The sequence below is a fragment of the Bifidobacterium callitrichidarum genome, from assembly GCF_003129905.1.
Lineage (GTDB): Bacteria > Actinomycetota > Actinomycetes > Actinomycetales > Bifidobacteriaceae > Bifidobacterium > Bifidobacterium callitrichidarum.
The window spans coordinates 80,541-102,649 of sequence record NZ_QFFM01000012.1 but is presented as its reverse complement, the minus strand read 5'-3'; the positions used below and the strand labels follow the sequence as shown (position 1 = coordinate 102,649).

Sequence of the window (22,109 nt, the reverse complement as noted above, 5' to 3'; positions counted from 1 at the left end):
GATGTATATAGAAGTGTTATTAGGGGTTTGGGGGGTGGGTTTGGGAGTGGGGTTATAGGGTATAGCGGTGTGGCGGTGTGGCAACACCCCCTCAGCCCTTACGGGAGTAGGGCTGAGAGGTGCCACACCCGGTGTGGCAGCGGTGTGGCACGGTGTTACGCGCTGTTACGTATATCGTTTTTCGATATAAACGAACATTCGGCATGTTCGTTTTCTGCTTGCCGATATTCCGTCGCACGGAACCGGGTTTTCGGGCGTGTTCGCCGCCTTACTGCGGTATACTGTAACTGTCCACACAGAATGGGTTGGAAAACCCAAAAAAAGCAAAAGGAGAAGACATGTACCGCGACTATATGCACATCGGCACCATCACCGAACACGACATCGCAAGCGAAATCAACAACCAGACCCGCCTCAACTCCCGCAGCAACCAGGGTTGGATACTCAACGGCGAACGAACCACGCTCCGCGAACTCGCCGAACTCTGGGCTGAACAGGAAAACGACTGCGAATCCGAAGATCGCGGCACCTTCAGCTGGTGGCTCGACACCCACATCGAAGACGGTCGCCTCGAAGAGCCGGAACCGATCATCGTTCACCCGCAAGGACTGGAAGGCGACTGGACCGTCGTCGACAAGCTCGAATACTCCGGCGTGGAACTGTGCGTCGTCGTCTCCAACGGTCTTCGCTTCGTCATCAACGGCGATATCCCCGTGTCCGGTGACCTGCCGCTTGACTTCACGACCTTGGCCGACGAGCTCGACAAGCATCCGAGCATCGTCCGCAACTGGGTCAAAGGCCGTCCGATCATCGAAGCCTATCGTGCCTGCGGCGTGGAACGGAAGCATTTCGCTCCACTCGACCCGGACTGGCACCGCTGACAACAGAATGATTTTCTAAACTCCGAACGCGCACCCATTGCAGGTGCGCGTTCTCGTATGCATGCGCAAACCAATATCCTTCCCATCAGACTTCTTCATCCCCTCTCCCCTATTCGGAGGCATCTGATGGCGTATCCACGACAACGCGGCAAATCCAATCAGCCACCGCAACCCGTGCCGGCGGGCTTATGGTTCTCCATGTTCATGGCGGTGGCGCTCCTGTTCTGGTGGCTGCGTTGGCCTGCAATGCCAATCGTCTGGCTGGGGATAGTCATAGCCGGTTTGGCTGCGAAACCCCCGATGCAGACGAAGAAATCCGATGAGCCGGACCCTCGGCAGATGGCCGCGTATCGGAAGTGGAAGGATATGCTCGCCGGACTGCTCCCGTTCCAGGCTGGTCAGGATGGTGGCAAGGCACGTCCGAACAAGCAGTGGACCACTGTCTGGCGAGTAGGTTTCTGGGGGTGGATGCTGCTCGGCATGATGGTCAGCCTCAACAGCCCCTACCCGTGGGTTGGCCCGTTGAACATGCTGTTCTCGTTCTGGACCGGAATGTGTTGGATGCAGTACAAGGACAGGAAAGTCGACAGGCGTCACCCGTATCAGGGTGTGAGTATCAGCTCGTTCTGGACAAAAGCGCCCATGGGCAAGCGTATCGCGGTCGGAGTAACGACCGGCGTGCTCGTGTTCGTGTTCTTCCTCGCCTGGTATCTGGAGTTCACCGGGTTCGCGGCGATCTGGGCCGTGCCCGCGTCGGTCATGCTATGGATGATCTGTTTGCTGGATGGGAAACGTCAGACGGCCGCTTGGAAGGAACAAGTCCAATGGCAGAAGACGTTGGATGGGTGGATTGCCGACGAGAACTCGCCGATGCATAAACCGTGGAACAACGCTTATTTGACGCAGGTAAGCACGTTGGGCGACCGGCAGAATCCGTTGATCGTGCTCCGCGTCCGCATCCAAGGGGATGTGATGAGCGTCATGAAAGCCGGCATTGAAGCCATCAAACCGGCCGCGTTCGACGCCGACTACAATTTCGTGGAACTGTTGCGCGCCAAGCAGCGTAAGCAGGGTGTTGACACGTTCAGTCCGAACAGTGTGCGTCTCATCTTGGCGAAGGATGAGAGCGCGCTGCCGGATATCACGCAACGTTCCGCCGGTGAAAAACTCGCAACCCTCATGTGTGATATCGCATACGCGCAGGTCGGCCATTTGTTCAACAAGCAGCCACCATTGACGACCGTCACCGACGTAAGCGACGACGACACGGAAGCCGCATGGCTCATCACCTTCACCGACCCGCCAGTCGGCGGCGACGAACTCAGCAACATCGGCTTAAGCTGGCTGGTCAACGAACCCTCCCCCGGAGACATCATCCACCTGCCGATACACCGCGACCTGTTCGACAAATTCCATCTGGCAGCAGACCCGAGCACACCACTGTCGGATAAAGGCAACAAGTGCAAGACGCCGAGCGGGGTTTACTGTCGAGGTTTTGATGAGAACGGCAAGCCCAATGTGGTTACGAGGGAACCATCATTCCAAGCGTATATCGACATGGAACGCAGGTATAAGCAGGAAGTTGACACTTGGACCAGCATCATCGGCAACAGCAAGATCAAAGCCCCGGAACCCTATTTTGATTCCGAAGCCGAAGGTCGTGTCATGGATGTGCGCGCGGTGACCATGCAATACATCATCGCAAGCACGCGCACCGTAGCCGATTACGCGCGACTGGACATGTCTGCATTGGACCCGAGTGCCGCATATATCGGCATGTGCGAATCCAGCAACAATTTCGCCAAGGTCATCCGCATCTACGGTATGCGCGTTCCCCGTCGTCTCGACCAGTTGAAAGGCCCGTCACCTGCGACCGCAGTGTATGCGAAATGCCTCATCTACAAGGCATTGTTGAACGAGTTGTCGGGGTCGAAGACCGTGACGATCTCCTCCTGTCTGCTCGAATCCCGCGACGTACCACTGTGGCGTATCCAAATCCGACTGGGCGGGGGTGCGACGGTCGCCGACTTCCGCAACAAGGACGAGCGTATCCGGGCTGCGGCCGGTATCAGCACGATCTACTGGGATTGGCAGAGCGCCAGCGAAGCGACCATCTGGGCCATGAACCGACCGTATTTGGCTCCGGAGGATATCAGCCACTTCAAGAAACCCGCCACCCAGAAACAGCTCATCAAGGTCGCGTTATCGAACTCGTGGGGTATCGCAGGCGTCGCCGACAGAAGCGGCAACACGCCAAAAGTCATGGACCTATCCGTCCTACCCAGAAACCACAGCGTCATCAAAGCCCGATTCCGCATCCCCGCCGGCCTATCCTTGGACAAGCCGCAGGCGAACCTCGGTAAATTCCTCACCGCCGCCGACTACTCATACGGTCGAATCCTCGAACGTGGCGACGAAAACGGCTCCGACCAGTGGGACATGCTCCTATCCAAACACAGTCCGTTCCCGAAGATCGTCAACGCCGACTGGTTGGAAGCCATGAAATTCGACGACCGTCGATTCCCATTGGGCGTCGACGATATGGGCGAACCCGTCGTCTGGGATGTGCGACAGACCCCGCACTTGGCGGTCATGGGCAAATCCGGTACAGGTAAATCCTCGCTCGCACAGATACCAGCCGTCGAAGCCCTACTGCACGGATACCAGTTGATCATCATCGACCCGTCGAAGGGTGCGAACGACTTCAAAATGTGGGGCGACCCGCGTTCGCTCGCGTTCATCGGCCAAGGCGACTTCCGTGGAACCGAAGCCGCAATCCTCTGGGCTGAGGCCGAAATGGGTCGTCGCGTACGTCTCATGGCCGAACAGGGGTATCAGAATATCGTGGACATGCCCGACGAGGAACGCCCGCCACGTATCCTCATCATTTTCGATGAGTTCAACTCCTATTTGAACGGCATCGAAAAACCAGCCTCGAACCCGACCGGTGATACGACGATAGCCAACTTCAACAGTCGCATCAACAACAGGAACGCTTCAATCCGTCGAACCGGTGGAGCCATGGCCCGTATTGCCGTCCAAGGCCGTACCGCCGGCATCAACATGCTATTGGGTGCGCAGCGTATCAGCGGCGACGACATGGATAAGATTCAAGGCGGTCGAGCTTTCTTCAAGACCTTGGGTCGAATCATGCTCGGCTCCGACTCGTTGGCGGGCGTGGTCGCAGCACAGAACCTGAGTGAAGCGAACCGTCTGCAACGCAGCATCAAGGATGGTGAAGGCATGCCGATGGGTCGCGGCATCTACGAGTCCGCCGACGGTCGACTGTCCGCTGTCCAAACATGGTATAGCGGCGGTAATCAGGCGATCGAGGAAATCCTCGCCGACGTGCCACCGGTTGAAAAAGTGGACATCAGCGAATACCTGCCTCCTGAAGCAGACACGTTCGGTGAAGTCGACCAACAGCAGGCCGAACAGGTCCTCTCCGAATCCGATCAGACAATCTCCGACGAACAGATCGAGGACGCTGAGGAACTCGACTGGTGACGTTCTTGTGCCGCATCTATCTTTTCCCGAGCATATGCGGCACAAGAACCACCATCACACTTATTCCCGTAACCCATTCGGTTCTCCAGACGTAAGGGGTCTCGTGAAATATCAGGAAGATGCAGATTGGGAGATCGTTAAACAGTCAGACAAGCGGACATTCCCATTAGGGGTTGATGAGCACGGACGGCTCGTCTCATGGAACACTCGATCTACTCCGAACCTATTGGTCGCCGGTAAAAGCGGAAGCGGCAAATACTATGCGATGGTGACTCCAGCAATCGAAGCACTCCTCTACGGGTACGACCTGATTGTCATCGACCCCTCGAAGGGTGCATCCGATTTCAAACCATGGGGCGAATCAAGGTCCATTGCATTCATCGGACAAGGTAATTACCGTCAGACCGAAGCTTGTGTCCTGTGGGTTGAAGCGGAGCTAGATCGTAGAGTAAAGCTCCTGGCCAAGACCGGGTGCACGCACATTGACGATCTCCCGGAAGCGGATAGGCCGAAACGGATTCTTCTGGTCTTTGATGAATTCGAATCCTATTTAAAGGGGATTATGAAGCCGACCGCAAACCCAGCCGACGATCAAGAGATCGCTAAGCTAAACAGGCGAATCAATTCGAGAAACGCTTCTATCAGAAGAACCGGCGGAGCCCTATCACGCATTGCAATCCAAGGACGCACGACAGGTATCAGCATTCTCATTGGAGCACACCGCCTGACCAGTCGCGATTGTGATGTTTTCCCCGGAGGTCGGGCCTTTTACAAGACGGTAGGAAAACTGGTCTTGGGAGCAGAAAGCCTAGCTGACGTCGTCTGCATGATGAATCTGTCCGAGGCCCACCGTCTGCAAAAGGATTATGAGATCAATGACGGGAAGACGATTGGCCGTGGAATTTATGAGTCCGCCGAAGGCATGTTGTCGGTGGTCCAAACTTGGTGGCCTGGAACTTCCGACGACATCAGTGATGTTCTATCCGGTGTCCAGTCGGCCGAGAAGATCAATTTTGACGAATACTTGCCGCCTGAAGTGAAGTAGACGTAATCGCATGAAGGGCTGAAGCATGGTTTCATCCGGCTTCAGCCCTTTTCTTTCCCCCTACCCCGCGTAGTTACGCTCATCTGTAAACCATCACAATGCTTCCAGAATCTCAATCCCCACGATTTAGGGAGCGTTTATGCAATCAATCCCCAATACTCCTGAGCATCGGCTCAGCCCATACATCATTCCCATCGGAACCGATTCGGAAGGGTTCCCCGTGTATTGGGATGCCGGTTGGGTTCCGAACCTGACTGTTACGGGGGAGGATGATGCGTGCAATCGTATGCTCAGTCGGATCATGTTGCAGGCTGCGTCAGCTGGCTGGCGGTTGGCGACGTTGAATGGTTGGGATCATGAGGAGGCTACTCATGTTCTCGATGACGTGTTGAAGACTTTTGAGTTTCGTCAGCGTGCTGTTGAGAAAGCTGACCCGAGGTTTTCGTATCGTCCTCGTTTGAATCCGATTCTTCTCCTGGTGGATAACGTCGAATATTTGTTGGCGACTGGCCCGGGTAGCGGGTATTTGCGTCGCACGTTGACTCGTATCGTCCGTGCGGGCGGGAGTGTGAATATTCATGTGATCACGCAGTTGCGTGAGGATGATGATCTGGCGTGGGAGTTGTTCAAGGATAAGCGGCTTACGTACCGGTTGGATTTGGATGATTATCCGGGTGACGGGGAGAAGCATCCTGCTTGCACTAGTGAGAAGCGTGAAGATGATGAGCCGGGACTGCCGTTGTTCCCGCCTATCCCTGATCTGAATGGGGATGTCCGCAACCTGTTCGACTACTTCGATAGTCCATCAGATTGGGATGAATCGGATGAAGACGAGACCGGCGACGAACCGTGCGACAGCCAGTGCGAAGACGATGAGACAGACGAGTCGGACGACTACGACGACACGGACGAAACCGACGACATCGACAGCGAAACCCAATACGAAGACACCACCCATAGGCTCCGCATCGGCATAGACGAAAACAATCAGACCATCCACTGGAACACGCTCCAAGACCGACACCTCTGGGTGCGCGGAGTCTACGAGACAGCAACCACCAGCAACATCTGCTCCTACGCGCAAGCCAAAGGATGGATGACCGTCCGATTCAACCTCGTCACCGACGATGACCAGCAGGAACTCCAAGTCCTCCACCACACCGAACAAGCCCTCGACTACTTGCGTCGCACATTCAACGACGCCACTCCCCTGCCATTGCTCGTCACCGTCGAAGGCCTACCCGAAGTGCAGGCACGCTTGGACCGGACACCGGAAAACATCAAGGCCAGTCTGCTCGTCGCCCGCATCGCACAACACTTGCGCGCCCTGATCGAAAACACCGAAAACGACGTACACCTGCTGCTCTCCTCCCACAAGACCGGCAACCCGTACTCGTTCGCCAGCCTCACCTTGGAGGATACGCAAGGCCACGCCGACTATCTCTCCCCCAGTTCCGGCAAGCATACGGAAATCACAGTCCTCTAAACAAAAGGAACACTTCTCCTATGACCAAGGAAAACCCAGTCAAGAAAATCCCGTTGAAGAAAATCTTCGGCGCATTCGATAAAACCAATCCGGACGACATGATCAAACTGACCACGCTCATCCAGGAGAAAGCCGCAAAAGACCCGGCCATCAAAGGCTATTCGGTTTGGAACGTGGACGATGACGGCACTTACGCATACATCGCACCGATGAACTACAGTCAGGATGACAACGCGGGGTCGAAATTCATCAGCCTCGACGTCAACCAAGGTGCGGACATCGGCGCGCAGAAGAAAACCGTCGCCTTGCTTGAATCCCAGAATCCGGGATTCTATGTCACCGAATTCATGCGACCCGAGCCGACCAAGTGCATGGTCCGTTTGGAACAGTTGGATGAGAAGACCCTGTCCACTCGTCGTATCTTCGCCGCCGCGTTGAGTGTCAAACCATGGCAGATTCGAGTCACCCGCACCCCGGAGAACGGTTGGCGTATCCGCATCAAGAAGGACGCCACCATCTACCAGGCGTCCAAATACGACAACAAGATGCAGGAGGCCGTGGAAACCGTCGGCAAGGAAGGCTGGTTCTTCAAAGCCGACCCGGAAAGCGGCGTCGTCATCGTCTACCCGGGTAATCCTCCGACATTCAAACCGTCGATCAGCATGCCGAAAAGCATCTGGTCGAAACCGGACGTGCGTCGCAGCTACTTCGGCATGAAACTGCCGGACAAGGGACGCGAGACCGGCGAACCGTTGTCGAATGATTGGAAGAACGCCAGCTTCGTCCTGGTGTGCGGTGAGGCTGGTGGCGGTAAGTCCGTCGTCATCGACTCGCTGATCTACGGACGATTGATTGCCGGCGCGGAACTGTATATCGGCGACGAGCAGGGGAAGAGCACTGATTACAACTGGTGCCGCCCTTACGTGGCGTTCAACGGCTGGGGTTGCGACGGTTTGGAATCCACTGCGGCGATGCTCCTGCAGGTGCTGCTCAAGGTTGATGAGCGTGCGAAGGTCTGGCATGAGCATGGTTGGGTGAACTGGTGGGATATTCCTCCGGAGATGAAGAAGAAGTATCCGCCGATTCTTCTGGTCATGGATGAGATCAGCCAGCTTGATGTTCCGGCTCGTCTTCCGGCTGGTCTGGACAAAGATAACCCCGATGTACTCAGGAAAAAATATGAGAATGCTGTCAAGTTCAGCATCCAGGAAAGCATGCTCCAAATCGTCCAGAAAGCACGATACGTCGGCGTCACCGGCATCTACGCCAGCCAATCCGCCACACAGGAAGCCGGCATCCCACCCATCATGCGAACCAACCTCCAGTCGAAGATCATCGTCGGCGAAAAAGTCCCCGACGCCACCCGCAAAAGCGTATTGAAGGACCCGAAGCACGCTCCCGTCGTCCCGCTCAACGTCATCAAGGAAGGCATGGGCAAGGGAACCGGCGTGGCCGAACTCGTCGGCCAGGAAGCCTGCGTCTACAAGGGCTACTTCGAAGCGAACAAGAACCAGGATTGGGTGGACATCCTCGCCGAACGAGTCCGCCAAATCAACCCGCCACAGGGCGACATGAACTCCGGACGACTCACCTGGGATGTCATCGTCAACCTGTTCCCGACCGCCGCAGGCAAACCCGACGACGGTCTCACCAGCGACGACGATCCACTCGACGAAGCATCCGACCGGTTGCATGACGAAGGCGGTTTCGGTATCGACGGTCGTGATGTCGCGGAGCATGATGCGCCGTTGAAGGGTGCTGCTCGTGCCGCGCATATGAGTGCGATCGAGTCGGCGAAGTTGGAGGCGAGGAACGCTGCGGCGAAGGGCATGTGAACCCGGAGTGCGTCCTAACCGCATGGTTTCGTCCAGTACTCTTTTCGTCGCTTAGGAATCGGAACTCCGAGTAGATTTGTTAGGAGTACGGGATGGCTGAAGATTGGCTTCTCGGCAATAATGTCGTGGATGATGACCCGAAGAGTCATCGTTCGGGAGAGTCACACAATCCTATAGGGTTGAATGATTCTAAGTCGAGAGGCCAATCGTCTTCTAAATCTCACGCAGTGAAGTCTTCTACGACTACAAGAAAGAAGGCTTCTGCCACTACTGCCACCAAGTCGTCTAGGCCTACTGGTGTGATGGCTTCCAAACCGCAAGACAAACAGTCTTCTAACACTCAGTCTTCAAAGGCTAAGAAGACTAGTGAAGTATCGAAGAAGGCTCCTCTAACAGCAAAGTCTTCTGGTGTTAAAACGTCAGAGGCTTCTAATGCAATGCGTTCAGTGGCTAAGAGTCGCATAAACGAAGCGTCCCATAATACCGATGGAGTAGTGTCCTCTGATTCAGCAGCCCGCAAACGCAGGAGTCCTCTTGGGATTAAACCCTCCGTGACTTCAGGGCACAAGAGTGATAAGGCTACGCCTGTTGAAGCCCATGATGTTACGAGGTCAGAGGGTAATAATGTTGAAGCCCTCGAACCTCATACGCTTGAGAAACCAGAGCAGTCTGTAATCGAAGCCTTACCGTTCGAGACTCCCCGACAGGCAGAGTCCCCTAATCCAATAAGTGTTGAAGAACAGAACCGTCGTGGTGCAGACGATTACTCAGCACAAAGTCCGGATGCTTCAAACCAGCGAGACATAGAACCGGATACTCCCAGTCCTCTCTCCGAAGATGTGCCATTGAACGATATGGACCAAGACGAGTATGAGGATATAAGCATTCCAAGCCTCTACGTCCCGAATGATACAGGACAGGAGCCTTCCAATACTGTGCAGGAGGAATCTTCTCCTGCAGTAAGAGCAAAGGCGAATACTCCTGACAACGTCATGCCTCTGGATGATGAGGATGATTGGTCTACGCTCGAAGACCCCATCAAGGCTCCAGTGGAAGAACCGGCAACATCTGAAGGGCGAGAACCGGAGACGAACGCTGTCGAAGAACCTCCGTCTGATATGGGGGATGATGATTCTGATGATTGGATGATAGAGGCGTTGCCGGCCAGCAACGTACAATCCAATCAGCGTACGGAACCAGAGTCGGACAACTCTATAGGATTGTACGACTCTGGCAATCAGTACGATGACGGCTTTGATGATTGGAACATAAAGCCGTCGAATCCCCCAGCCGCAGAACCGGCTTCTAACAGGCGAACTCAACCCGACCCACACAACGAGTCGGGTCAACCGGTCAAACCCGCGCAGCGGGCCTCTGACGACTTCGATAATCCTTTCGACGACCAATTCGATACCCCACAAGCATCAAACCGGACACAGCAAGACCCGGCGACACCTCCAACCGACGACGCCGATGACTTTTGGGGTGCAGACGACGACAGTCCACAGGACGTAGAGGAACCCACTTTCAGTGCATCCAACATTTATGGGGGACAAGGCAAAGACTCACACAACACTATAGGGTTGTATGGCAATAACAGCCGAGGAAACAGCGTCTCCAATAATCGTGGAGATGATTCCTTCAATGCCACACAATCATCTATGTCTACAGGGCAAGATGATTGGGGTGATTGGGATACAGACGGACAGAGCAATACAGGACTAGACAACAATAGTTCCAATAGGAACGTGTCCAATACCCCTACCGTCCAAGATGATTCGGGGGATATATGGGGAGAGGACTCCGGATATTACAATCCTCTGGACGATGAATCCCGCAAGCAAAGCGACCCTCTAGGCCCATACGCCGATAATGCTCCGTCCAACAATGCTCCACAGTCCTCTGATACTCGAAACGTAGACTCCGATGATATTTGGGGTTCAGACTTCGATACCGATACAAGACAAGACGATTCCGCCCAACAAAACGTAGAGCCTAATAGGAATACAAACCGCAGACTCCGCAACCCACAGAACAATACAAGCCCACGACAAACGAACCGGAAAACGGTAGACTCCTCTAACCCTTGGGGAGAAGACTACGACAACACTACAGATACAGAAGACGATTGGGGACAAACCCAAGACACCACACAACCACAAGCAAACAATGTCTCAAATCGTAGAGGCAACAAGTCCTCAATCAAAAGACCCCCATACCCCGCAAACGCTCAAACCGACAACCCTAATACAAGTGAAGACGACGAAGACGAATCCGGGTCAGGCCTCGACCTGAAGAAAATCCTCTTCATCGGCGTAGGTTTCCTCGTCGCCGCGCTCATCGTCATCGGCATCGGTGCGGGCATCCGCGTATACCAGGTCAAACAATTGGAAAAGGAACAACAACAGGCCCAGGTCGCGCAACAGAAGCAGCAAGACAAGATCAAAGCCAACTATGCGACAGCATTGGAAAACGCGAACAACCTCGTCAACGAAGTGAAAGACAGTCCCGTCGCCGACGAGAAGGAAGTCGCCACACCATTGAAGGATCTCCAGACGCTCGTCAAAGCCAAGGAACCATCCTTGAAGACGATGCAGAAAACCACCAAACAGTTGACCACGGCGACGAACAATCTCCGTAAAGCCTACGCGCAACAAATGGGTGGGGTAGCGGAGAAGATGAATAGCCAGTTGGATGACCTGTTGAAGAAACTCGCCACCTATAAGGAAGCCGCGACCGCAGCGCAGAAGAAGACGATCGCATCCTACGAGTCGAAATGGGATGGAGTGCAGATTGATTCCAGTAACTATAAGGATGCTTCGACGGACATCAAGGCCATGACGAAGCTCGTGGACTCGTTGAGCAAGTCCAAGTCTGACGCGGATTCCAAGAAGGCCGAGGAGGATAAGAAGAAAGCGGAGGAGGAAGCGAAGAAGAAGGCCGAGGAGGAGGCTCAACAGCAAGCCCAGCAGCAGCAACAGCAACAGCAGTCGACGCCGCAGTACACGCCCAGCTACACTCCGAGCTACACGCCTTCATACACACCCTCATATACGCCGGTCACGCCGACGACACCAACCCAACCGTCGAAACCGACAACGCCGACGACACCGACGCCTTCGCCTGGAACCACGGGCGGCAACATCGGCTGATAAACAATTAGGTCCACTCACCAATTGCAGGGGAGTGGACCTAATTCATAACCGTTCATGTCTCGGGAACCGTGACCCCGAGACATGTGATACCAACGGCTTTATGAGTGCGAGAATCGATTAGAGATTAGAAGACATCGGGCTCGTCGAAATCCTCCTCTTCCTCAACCACCGGGCGACGGGAGCGACGCTTGACAACCGGCGTCTCCTCCTCATCGTCATCGAGTTCGACAGGCTGGGCCTTGCGACGACGCGGAGTGACGGGCTCCTCATCATCAGCCTCATCCTCATCAACCTCAACCGGCTTACGAGTGCGACGACGCGGGGCGGGAGTCTCCTCCTCATCCTCATCGTCGACGGGCTTGCGTTTGCGAGGCTTCGGCTCATCGACCACTTCACCAGTGGTCTCATCCACCGTATCCTCATCCTCGAAGGAGAACGACGGGGTGGAGGCGGCGTTGGCGTTACGCCAAGCCAGCAGCTGGCTCATGTCGTCCTCGTTGAAGTCGTCCTTGAATTCGACCTGACCCTCCGGGGTGCCACCGCCGACGATAAGCACCCAGTCGATGCTGGCGCGCACACCGTTACCTGCAGGAGTGTTCCAAGTGCCGAAGGTCACGGACACGAGCGCGTTCTGTCCGGCGTACACCTGCTCATCCCAGAACACGTGGATACGGTCGGCCTCAGCCATGGCGCGAGGGTCGTCCGGATCCGGGTCGGTGATGGGCTTGGGCATAGGGATGATCTTGCCCTTCTTGTCCATGTAGTAGACCTGCGGGCGAGCGTTGGCCTTGCTAGAGGCGCGTAGCTCGTACTTGCCTTCCTTCTTGGGGTTCTGTTCGGCGAGGGTCATGACCTTGTCCTCGGTGCCAACCTTGACGCTGATCTCGTATTCGTCGCAGTCTCGGAAGGAGAGGCTGGCGGAGTTGACCATGCGCTTGCTCCAATTGCCGCGGTCTACGGCACGCTGGATGGCGGCCTGCTGGGCGGCGGTGAAGCGCTTGATGTTCTTGGCGTCCTTCATCTTGTCCATGAGGGCGTTGAGGGAGTACTTGGGTGCGGCCTGCGGCTTGTTGTCGTCGGTTTCCTTCTGGGCTTTGAAGGCTCGGGGCTCGTAGAGGTTGGAGTAGCCGAGGCGGACAGGGAGGATGGTTTTGACGTGGGTCTGGTAGATGGTAGGCATCTCTTCTCCTTTATTTTTGAGTGGTTGTTTACCCTGCTCTTTGTGTGGACGTTATCAGTATAGCGTTATCGGTTTTCCGACACGCCGAAACAAGCGTACAGCCCGACGCAAGCCCAACTGGAGTATCGAATCCACACCTTTTACATGCGTACGCACGTAAAACCGTCGCGAATATAAGGCCCGCTAGATGCCCGCCAATAAAAACGTGTGAAAAATATCAGTATCGGCGTGTCATGCCCGCCACATGTAATATACTGAATACGTCCACACAGAAAGAGCAAAAAGCGGAACCACCGCACCACCAAAACGGTGGAACAAAAAAGGAGAAGACACCATGAGCCACCTCATCGACATGACCGACGAAGAATACTTCGCCCTCCCATCCCTCGACCAAAGCCAACTCAAAGCATTCCTCAACAACCCCGCCAACTGGGGCTACAGCCGCCTCCACGGCACCGTCAAGAAAACCGCAGCCCTCAGCTTCGGCACCGCATTCCACGCCTACCTCATGAACACCGGCGACGTCATCGCACCCCCGGAAGGCATGAAATTCACCACCAAGGACGGCAAAGCCTGGAAAGCCGAACACGAAGGCACCGGCGAAATCGTCGTCAGCTACGACGACATGCAGACCCTCAAACTCATGAAGCAGAACATCGAACGCTCCAGCCTCGAAGGCCCCATCGACTTCATGGACATCCTCGCATCCGGCTACTGCGAGCACGTCATCGAATGGGTCGACAAGAAGAGTGGTCTCACCCTGAAGGCCAAGCCCGACTGCGTGCCGGTCGGCGTCGACTACATCATCGATCTGAAGAGCACGCGCAGCGCCAACGACATGGAGTTCGCCAAGGAAGCATGGAACTACGGGTACCACATCCAAGCCGAGTTCTACCGTGCCGCCGTCGCACAGGTCGACCCCAAGGAAATCGGCCGTGAGGAGCGCCTCGCATCCGGCATGCAGTTCTGGGCTTTCGAGAAGACCGAAGCCTGCGATTGGAGCCCGATCACCATCAGCGCCGACAATCCAATGGCCGAAGCTGCCCGCACCAGCATCCGCAACGGTCTGACCCGTATGGCCGAATGCGTCGAGAAGGGCGAGGACGCCGGATACGGCAAGGGCATCGATGCGGCCGCCGAATGGTGCATCCGCAACGGCTACTCCAAGACCCCGCATGAGGCGGAGTTCCCGGATTGGATCGTGAAGGCCGCCGAGAACCTGCTGTAGTGAAACCCAAGGTAGGGGGAATGTTCTTAACGACTTCCCCCTACCTTTAATCTTTCTTCCAACCACTCTTCATACGACTTCCCGAACACCTTTCGGAGGCGGACATTGATACCCAACAAACGCGACGGCTACCAGCTCGACTTCACCATACCCGACGTGTACTGGAGCGGAACAGACACGCTCCAAACCGAACGAAGCCGTGCCAGCAAACGCCACGAAGTCCGCAACATCGCACGCAAGGTCATCCGCCAAGCCAAACAACAGGGACGCGCATGGAAAGTCAACAGGTTCATCGCACTCGTCGGCGTCGCCTACCCGCGAATGAACAACGTCACCCCCAGTCGCGCCGCCGAAACAGTCAAACCCATCATCGACGCCGGAAGCGACTGCAAACTCTGGCCCGACGACGACGCCTGGCATCGCTGCGCAACCATCTACTTCCAACTATCCGAACCCGCCAGCCGCGGCACCTACCACCTCCGACTGTTCATCCTGCCAGTACCCGACAGCAACCCCGTATTCCAACCGGTCGGCGGACTGTCCGGTGAAATCGAACGCGAATGGGCCTCAACCCCGCTCAAACCGGACGGGTGGGGTGGTTACGTCGTCAAATTCCGAATCCCCAACAACCTGTGGATCAGCAGCAACCTAACCGACTCCGATCTGAAAGCCCGCCAGCACGGCGCCCACAAGTCAACCACATGGGGGAGGGGAGACGCTTTCGGCCAGCGGGAGAAAACCACTCGGAAACTCATCGACTGTGCGCTCGACCAATGGGGAAAGCAAACCTATTGGGGTTGCGAGAAATACCTGATCCTCGCAGGCATCAGCTATACGGGCAACGTCGGCCCGATGGAAGCCGACCCGGACAATTCAGCCGAAACCGTGAACGCGCTACTCCAATCAGGGGTGGCCGCGCACGCCTGGCGGGGAACCCAATACCAGTATTGTCGCGGCGTCGTCTTCCATCGAGACAGCATCCCCTCCATCGGCGGATACCATTACGTGACATTGCGCGTCATTCCGGTACCTGACTCGTTCTACCTGTCATTGGCGACCGCGTTGAGCGTTGAAAACGGTTGGAATGAGTACGATCGGAGACGCCGATGAACCTCCGGACAGCCCTATTACGCACTCTATTGGCCGTGGGTATCTTCATCGCGAGCATCATCTACATGAGCGTCATCGTCCCCAAAGACGGTCAAATCGACTTGCGTGAAAGCCTCGTCACCGTCCTCAGCCTCCTGTTCGCCCTCCTGGTTCTCATCCACGCATGGTGGAGTCTCATCTGGAACAAGATCATGCTCCACAGGGAGAAACGCAGACAAGCGAAACAGGCCGCGTCAGAACAAGCCCGACAAGACCAATATCTTGAAAAGGCGGCGCAGAAGAAAACCTCCAAGAAGACCCGTAAACAAGGCAAACGCCGCAACAAGTAAGGAGCCAACATCATATGGCGGAACAATTCACCACGATTTTCCGAGGCTACGATCCCGTTCAGGTCGATGCCGCTGTCAACGATCTGAACCAGCAGGTCACCGACCTGCAGCATCAGTTGGATGAGGATCATCAAACCAACCAGCAGTTGAACGGCAAGCTCAACGAGGCGAACGCCCAGTATGAACAGTTGGCCAACCAGCATGAGGGGTTGCAGACGGAACATGAGGCCCTGTTGAAGCAGATCGAGCAGCTGTCCGCCCGTAATGAGCAGTTGGAAGCGGAGAATGAGAAGCTGCAACGCTCCAGTAAGGCGTACCTGTCGTTGGGGGAGGTCGCCCAGGCGGTTGTGGACAAGGCGAATGCTGACGGCGCGAAGACCGTGGCGGATGCGAAGACGAAGGCCGAAGGTATCGTCCGTCAGGCGACGGAGAAGGGTTCCGGGATTGTGTCCGCCGCGCAGAAGAGCGCGAACGATCTGGTGACCAGTGCGAAGCAGACCGCGGCATCGTTGAAGACGCAGTCGGAGAATGCGGCTCAACAGTTGCTGAATGAGGCTACGGATAATGCCGAGAAGACGAAGCAGGATGCTGCTGCGGCCGCGAAGAAGCTGATGGATGATGCGACGGCCGAAGCGGAACGTCAGAAGAAGATCGCGGCTGATGCCATGGCTCAGTTCGCGCAGATCAGAGACAAGCTGTCTGCCGCCTTCGATGCTTTCGGCCGACAGGCATAGTACGGAACGGAACAATTAAGGGAAAGCCCGGTAGGGGAGCGTCGCAAAACGTGACGTGAACCACCGGGCTTTTCCATGCAAGAACCCAATCAAGAACCGAGTCATAACCCCAACCGAATTACCACTAGTCTGACTGACTGTCGGATGCCGAGACCCTATCCTCACAGGACACTCAGGAATCCCGGCATCGAAAATCTCTCTCAAACCCGTCCGCATGCGGGGACGAAGAAGGAGACAATACATGTCAGAAACAAAGCAGACCGTTTTCCGGAAAACGGTCGCCGGAATGGCCGCGACCGCGGCCCTACTGGGAACCATGGGCGGCACTGCAATCACCGCGTCCGCAGTCGACGGCGGCACCGGTGACAGTGGCACCACTGCCCCGGAAAAGAAGGAAACCTGGACCGTCAAGGCCGGCGATCAGACCGCTGATCTTGTGAAGGACAAGGATGGCAACCTGTTGGGAACCATCACCGGCTACCAGGGCATCCCAGGCCAGTACATCACCATCACCTATACGGCGGCGGACGGCACCACCAAGACCGCGAACGCATACCGTTACAGTGAAATCAACGAACGCAAGGACGGTACCGTCACCTACACCGTACCGGACTCCGGTCTCAAAGACCTGGGGGGAGTGAAAAGCGCGAACGTCACCGTTTCCTACATCGCCCCGGAAACCTTCTACCTGAAGGATTCGGACGGCAAGCAGATTCCGCTCACCTATGACGCGGCCTCCAAAACATGGAACGGCACTGCGCCAGCGGCGACAAGCGCACCGGGCAAGACCTACACCGTCTACTCGTACAAGACGGATGCGCCTATCAACCTCACCCGTGACAGTCTGACCGCCAAGAGCATCGACACGACAGACGTGTTCGGCGTCTTCCACGTCGTTGGCACGGCCGACTACTCCGGTCAGAAGGATGCGTCCAACAAGTTCCACATCACCCAGCCGGCCGACTACCAGTCCGGGGATGAAATCAAGGCCAAGGATCAGGCCGGCAAATACACCGTCCAGTTCGTCAAGCAGGCGGACGGCAGCTTCAAACCAGCATCCCCGATCGTCACCGCCCTGTCCGGCGTGAAAGGCAATTCGCTCAACACGCCACTGGTCAAGCAGCTTGAACTGTCCAACGGCAACAGTGTCAGCATCAACTGGGGTAGCCTATCCAGCAGCCAGGTCGGCAAGGATCACATCTTCAGCATGACCGGCAGCGCGTCCGGCGGATTCAGCCTGGTCGAGGAAACCACGGACAACGCCAAGGACTTCAAGGCCACATTCAAATACTCCGCGCAACTGACCGCCTCCCGAACTGAAACGAAATGGTTCGCCGCGGTCAGCAAGGACAAGAACATCGAACTCACCCCTGATGAGAACGGTGACATGACCGCCAGCACGGACATGCCATGGAGTAACGCAGCCAAAAGCTTCACCGCTGCAACCGTTGACGGCACCGAAAACGTCACGTTGAAGCTCGGTGGAAAGACCATCAACGACAAGGGCCAGCAGGTCGCCACCTACAATGGCACTACCAATGATGGCCGTACCATCACCGTCAACGTGACCGTCGCCAATTACAAGTGGACGGCCAAGGTCGATGGGAAGACCATCCAGTTCACCTACAAGGATGGCGCCTGGACGGCTTCCGTGAAGGACACTCACAAGGCCAGCCCGGACAAGACGTTGACCGCCACCGATGGTGAAACCAAGGTCACCCTCAATTATGACGGCGTGCTCGGCACTGCTTCCAGCACCAGCAAGTTTGGCGTCATCAACATCAACGGCACCGCCAACTACAAGAACGACGAGCAGAAGTTCAAGCTGGACGTGCCCGTCAACTACGATTACGGCAAACTCGTCACATACGATCAGGATGGCGACAAGCCAGGCGAATTCACCCAAGACAAGGACAGCGGCCTGTTCACCACGACCGCACCGACCGCAACCTTGGATGATCAGGACAAGCCGGACGATGTGAGCATCACCCTCAACGACAGTGAGAAAACCAAGATCACCGTCCCACTGGGGGAGAAGCAGCAGACCGTTGACGAGGACAAGACCCGTCACGCCGTCCGCACTGGCAGCATCGAAGGCGAATACAAGGTCACCGACCCGGCCTCCAACCTGTACGTCACGCAACGCTACAAGGTCGACGCCACGGCAACCCGAACCTGGAACGACAGTCTCCTGAGCCTCAACGTGTTGGAACGCAACCCGGAGAACCCGAAGGAGAACATTCCGGTCGACATCAAGTTCGACGCGCAAACCCACGACTACACGGTGGAACGCCCCTACGAGTCCACGAACAACGGGTTCACGCTCGGCTACAAGCTGGGTGCGGACGCCACCGTCACCCCGGTCAGCGTGAGCGTCGGTGCAAACGGCACTCGTATCCTGACCATGACCCTGAACAAGGGCAAGGACACGGAAGCCACCTACACGGTGACCGTCAAGTTCGCATCCGCCGACATCAAAGCCGACAGTCCGGCCAAGTTGACCGGCATCTACGTGAACAAGACCGGTGAAAACGTGCAAGGCCAACTGGTTGACGGTTGGAATCCGAACCGCCTCGACTACACGATTACGGTCGGCGAAAACGATCCGAGCCCGTACGTGCTCCCCACCTTCGACAAGGATGCTGTCGACGTCCACCCGGGCAAGGTCACCCAGACCGCAGACAGCGTGAAACAGGAGTGGGTCGTCGTGGACAAGGCCAGCGGCGCATCCCGCACCTACTCTCTGACCGTCGTCCGCGAACACTCCTGGAAGACCGCCGTCGAGGAATTCAAACCGGCCGATCCGATCGCCCAGAAGACGACCGTCGACCCGGAGAACGACTCCGACGCCAGCCTGGTCTCCCACGGTTACGTCACCAAGGACGGAACCTACGTGGCAGTCGACAAAGACGACTACCAGATTCCCGAAGGCGCAACCTTCTCCTACGAAGGCAAGACCGGCCAATCCATTGGTGTCGTCAGCCAGCTCACCACCGGCATGACCTACCAGTACACGGTCACCGTCCTACCTAAGGACATGAGCTTCCCGCAACAGCATGTTTTCACAGTCACCTACATCACTGCGAAAACCAACTACGCGAGCCTGACCGGCATTCTCGTCAACGGCAAGAAGATCGAAGGCTTCAACCCCGACAAGCACGAGTACAAGGTGCCTGTCAACCGTGCCGACCAGTGGATGGTCAGCCCCCAGTACGACAAGCTCACCGGCATGAGCGTCAACACCGACAAAAACGGTGCCGACGCAGTCATCACAGTCACCAGTGGTGACGGGTTGACCAGCGTCCAATACAAGGTGCACGTGTACGAGAACCCAGCTCTGGCCGCCACCGGCGTCAACGGAGCAATCGTAGGCATCAGCGCCGTGATCCTCGCAGTGATTGCCGCCATCGTCATGGGCATCAACAAACTGCTACGTCGCAAGAACGGAACGGACATCAACGCCGCCGACATCGCTCTAGACGACGACGGTAAGCCGGCTCAGGATAGTGAGGAAAAGAAGGACTAATCAACCGGCATTAGGTTGAGCGAAAAGTGGCTTGCACCCGATTTGGTTTGGGTGCAAGCCACTTTCGTAATGGAGTATCCTATCCGGTTTTTACAGTCCTTCCGGATTCGGTTAACTATAAGTAAATATGATTCTATAACACTATAAGTGGAGTCTCTCAACCCTTACGGGAGTAAGGCTTATTCAACATTGGAAGATACGATACTCCACGATTTAGGCTACGATACTCCATGTTTGAGGCTACGATACTCCAATCAGCCGGCTTCGATACTCCAAACCGCATTTTTCTCATACTGCATGATAGATTCGATACTCCATTACGGATGAATACGATGCTCCATGTGTAGGATGATCGGCGTGTCGCGGCGATTCTTGCCGGAGTGAGCCTCCTGATTAATGGAGTATCGAAGCTCATTGCGCAAAAAGGATACGTTACTCCACTAATCGGATTCGATACTCCATGACCTGTCAAAGGAAAAGATACGATACTCCACGCTTCGCAGTGTCTCATCTCAACAAAAAGGATGCGATACTCCACGGAAAACCAGGGAGCAGGATATGCTAGTCCCCTTTCGGCAGAATTCGAGAGGAAAACGGATTCGATAATCCCGGAAACCGTTAGATTCCATGCCTTCCAACCCTCAGATTGGCATGATGCCGCTCAGCTGGATACGATACTCCGCGAAAATACTTCGATAGTCCATTCCTAAACCGGAGCACAGCAAAAAGGATACGATACTCCATGTAGGCTGAACCAGTGCTAATGGGCCATCGTATCCAAATCACATTGGAGTATCGCATCCGATCAATCTTCAGACAGCCACTTCTCAGCCTTCGATGGCCGTGCCGAAATAGCGGTAGGCGAGGGGTGGAGCACGATTCCGTTCTTGTCGAAATCCACATTCACGGATGGGTATACCTGACGAACTTTCTCCACGGCACGCCGAAAGCCCGCTTTGAAGTTTTTCAAAGTGCCGATTGTGTCGCCGAATCTTTCATGCAACCATTCCCATGAGATAGGCAGATCATGTTTGAGTTCCTTCATGGACCCAGTCAACCAGACGTACACATCGTACGGAAGGACACTCCTCCCATTTAGGAGGTAGGAGCTCGCGCGTGTGTCGAACGGAGCAGACTCCCGTGCTAACCGGTTATAGACTTCTTCGGTTAGCTCAAAGATGGCCCCTGAATAACCGGCGTCATTCTTGTCATTGACATTCCTGACTGCCTTTACCAATGGAAGATAGACTATATCGTCAATCGAACGTCCGGCAAAACCAGTGGAACGACGCACCGAAATACGGCAAGCCAGCAGAAGCCTTAGCTGTTCCTGTACATCATGAGAGGTTCTACCCCCCTGTGACAGGCCCATTTCATCACATAGCTTGTAAATGCTGGGAATGGTAATCGTATGCGTGGATGGGTCGACCGTAGCAGTCTTGGTTTTCCCGGCAGCCCTAATCTGCTTTGCCATCCACGCCATAAGCAGACGAGGATACTTCCCGTAAGGAAACTTACGCTGGCGGTTAGAATCCACGCCGGCTTCCAACAGGTACTCCAAGGTTCCGTTGCTCTTGGCAACGAAATCCACGCCAGGCTTAGGTGGAGATGCAGGGAAAAGCGTCGAGGTCAGAATACTGTGGCCATACCAGATTTCGGCACTGTTCGGTTGCCGGTTGTTGATATCGTTCAACAAGTCAGCCTTGCGCAGATCCAACTCGTTGCCTACGATCTCCGCGTCAAAAGCCTCCTGCGTGGCATCTCCCATGTTTTCGGTCATGAAGATGATTCTATTTTGCCGTCAGGAGATGTGAAAGAGGAGACGTGATTCAACCCCACGTACGTGGGGACAAGAAGACGGTCTTGAAATTTTTCATGATGCCGATGGATTCAACCCCACATACGTGGGGACAAGGCACAGTCACCAGTGGCGATGGCTTGACCAGCGGATTCAACCCCACGTAAGTGGGGACAAGCGCTGTTCCGGCGTTTGCCGTCGATGGTGATGGGATTCAACCCCACGTACGTGGGGACAAGGCAGAGAAACGGCGGAATTCCAACGGTCGTTTCTCTGGAAAATGTGTGTTTTTCCG

General features: G+C 55.6%; 13 protein-coding genes. 11 read left to right on the top strand and 2 right to left on the bottom strand.

Going from position 1 to position 22,109, the window contains the following annotated elements:
• The first annotated feature begins 338 nt into the window (after positions 1-338).
• The 6 genes from DF196_RS07085 to DF196_RS13270 all read left to right on the top strand — a co-directional run bounded on the left by DF196_RS07085 (position 339) and on the right by DF196_RS13270 (position 11,906).
• A complete protein-coding gene (locus DF196_RS07085; protein ID WP_109057160.1) occupies positions 339-881 on the top strand; it encodes a hypothetical protein in 543 nt (180 codons plus the stop codon).
• A gap of 126 nt (positions 882-1,007) precedes the next feature.
• Positions 1,008-4,388, top strand: coding sequence for an FtsK/SpoIIIE domain-containing protein (locus DF196_RS07080; protein ID WP_158276291.1), 3,381 nt, complete (start codon positions 1,008-1,010; stop codon positions 4,386-4,388).
• Between the two features lie 103 nt (positions 4,389-4,491).
• On the top strand, positions 4,492-5,433 hold the full coding sequence (locus DF196_RS07075) for a P-loop NTPase family protein (protein ID WP_146194730.1): 942 nt from the start codon (positions 4,492-4,494) through the stop codon (positions 5,431-5,433).
• Between the two features lie 139 nt (positions 5,434-5,572).
• Complete coding sequence (locus DF196_RS07070) at positions 5,573-6,919, top strand: hypothetical protein (RefSeq protein ID WP_109057157.1); 1,347 nt, start codon at positions 5,573-5,575, stop codon at positions 6,917-6,919.
• A gap of 20 nt (positions 6,920-6,939) precedes the next feature.
• On the top strand, positions 6,940-8,754 hold the full coding sequence (locus DF196_RS07065; RefSeq protein WP_109057156.1) for a cell division protein FtsK: 1,815 nt from the start codon (positions 6,940-6,942) through the stop codon (positions 8,752-8,754).
• 92 nt (positions 8,755-8,846) lie between these two features.
• On the top strand, positions 8,847-11,906 hold the full coding sequence (locus DF196_RS13270) for a hypothetical protein (RefSeq protein WP_146194729.1): 3,060 nt from the start codon (positions 8,847-8,849) through the stop codon (positions 11,904-11,906).
• A 127-nt stretch (positions 11,907-12,033) separates the two neighbouring features.
• On the opposite strand, the gene DF196_RS07050 is transcribed toward DF196_RS13270, so the two are convergent.
• Entirely contained in the window at positions 12,034-13,089 is a 1,056-nt protein-coding gene (locus DF196_RS07050; RefSeq protein WP_109057153.1) for an ssDNA-binding protein, read from the bottom strand.
• 334 nt (positions 13,090-13,423) lie between these two features.
• On the opposite strand from DF196_RS07050, the gene DF196_RS07045 reads away from it, so the two are divergent.
• From DF196_RS07045 to DF196_RS07025, 5 genes are all read left to right on the top strand, one after another.
• Positions 13,424-14,317, top strand: a complete 894-nt coding sequence (locus tag DF196_RS07045; protein WP_109057152.1) for a PD-(D/E)XK nuclease-like domain-containing protein — start codon at positions 13,424-13,426, stop codon at positions 14,315-14,317.
• A gap of 105 nt (positions 14,318-14,422) precedes the next feature.
• A complete protein-coding gene (locus DF196_RS07040; protein ID WP_109057151.1) occupies positions 14,423-15,427 on the top strand; it encodes a hypothetical protein in 1,005 nt (334 codons plus the stop codon).
• A 65-nt stretch (positions 15,428-15,492) separates the two neighbouring features.
• Complete coding sequence (locus DF196_RS07035; RefSeq protein WP_146194728.1) at positions 15,493-15,756, top strand: hypothetical protein; 264 nt, start codon at positions 15,493-15,495, stop codon at positions 15,754-15,756.
• A gap of 14 nt (positions 15,757-15,770) precedes the next feature.
• Positions 15,771-16,490: a hypothetical protein gene (locus DF196_RS07030; RefSeq protein WP_109057149.1), complete on the top strand. Its 720-nt coding sequence runs from the start codon at positions 15,771-15,773 to the stop codon at positions 16,488-16,490.
• Between the two features lie 241 nt (positions 16,491-16,731).
• The gene (locus DF196_RS07025) at positions 16,732-20,016 is read left to right on the top strand and encodes a hypothetical protein (RefSeq protein ID WP_109057148.1); all 3,285 of its coding nucleotides are present in this window, start codon (positions 16,732-16,734) and stop codon (positions 20,014-20,016) included.
• An 805-nt stretch (positions 20,017-20,821) separates the two neighbouring features.
• On the opposite strand, the gene DF196_RS07020 is transcribed toward DF196_RS07025, so the two are convergent.
• Positions 20,822-21,796 carry a replication protein RepA gene (locus DF196_RS07020; protein ID WP_109057147.1) on the bottom strand — a complete coding sequence of 325 codons (975 nt, stop codon included), beginning with the start codon at positions 21,794-21,796 and terminating at the stop codon, positions 20,822-20,824.
• Between the last annotated feature and the right edge of the window lie 313 nt (positions 21,797-22,109).

Coding starts and splice junctions, on each gene's coding strand:
- DF196_RS07025 (WP_109057148.1), top strand. CDS start 16,732: ATGTCAGAAACAAAGCAGACCGTTTTCCGGAAAACGGTCGCCGGAATG.
- DF196_RS07080 (WP_158276291.1), top strand. CDS start 1,008: ATGGCGTATCCACGACAACGCGGCAAATCCAATCAGCCACCGCAACCC.
- DF196_RS07085 (WP_109057160.1), top strand. CDS start 339: ATGTACCGCGACTATATGCACATCGGCACCATCACCGAACACGACATC.
- DF196_RS07020 (WP_109057147.1), bottom strand. CDS start 21,796: ATGACCGAAAACATGGGAGATGCCACGCAGGAGGCTTTTGACGCGGAG.
- DF196_RS07030 (WP_109057149.1), top strand. CDS start 15,771: ATGGCGGAACAATTCACCACGATTTTCCGAGGCTACGATCCCGTTCAG.
- DF196_RS07035 (WP_146194728.1), top strand. CDS start 15,493: ATGAGCGTCATCGTCCCCAAAGACGGTCAAATCGACTTGCGTGAAAGC.
- DF196_RS07065 (WP_109057156.1), top strand. CDS start 6,940: ATGACCAAGGAAAACCCAGTCAAGAAAATCCCGTTGAAGAAAATCTTC.
- DF196_RS07050 (WP_109057153.1), bottom strand. CDS start 13,089: ATGCCTACCATCTACCAGACCCACGTCAAAACCATCCTCCCTGTCCGC.
- DF196_RS07045 (WP_109057152.1), top strand. CDS start 13,424: ATGAGCCACCTCATCGACATGACCGACGAAGAATACTTCGCCCTCCCA.
- DF196_RS07070 (WP_109057157.1), top strand. CDS start 5,573: ATGCAATCAATCCCCAATACTCCTGAGCATCGGCTCAGCCCATACATC.
- DF196_RS13270 (WP_146194729.1), top strand. CDS start 8,847: ATGGCTGAAGATTGGCTTCTCGGCAATAATGTCGTGGATGATGACCCG.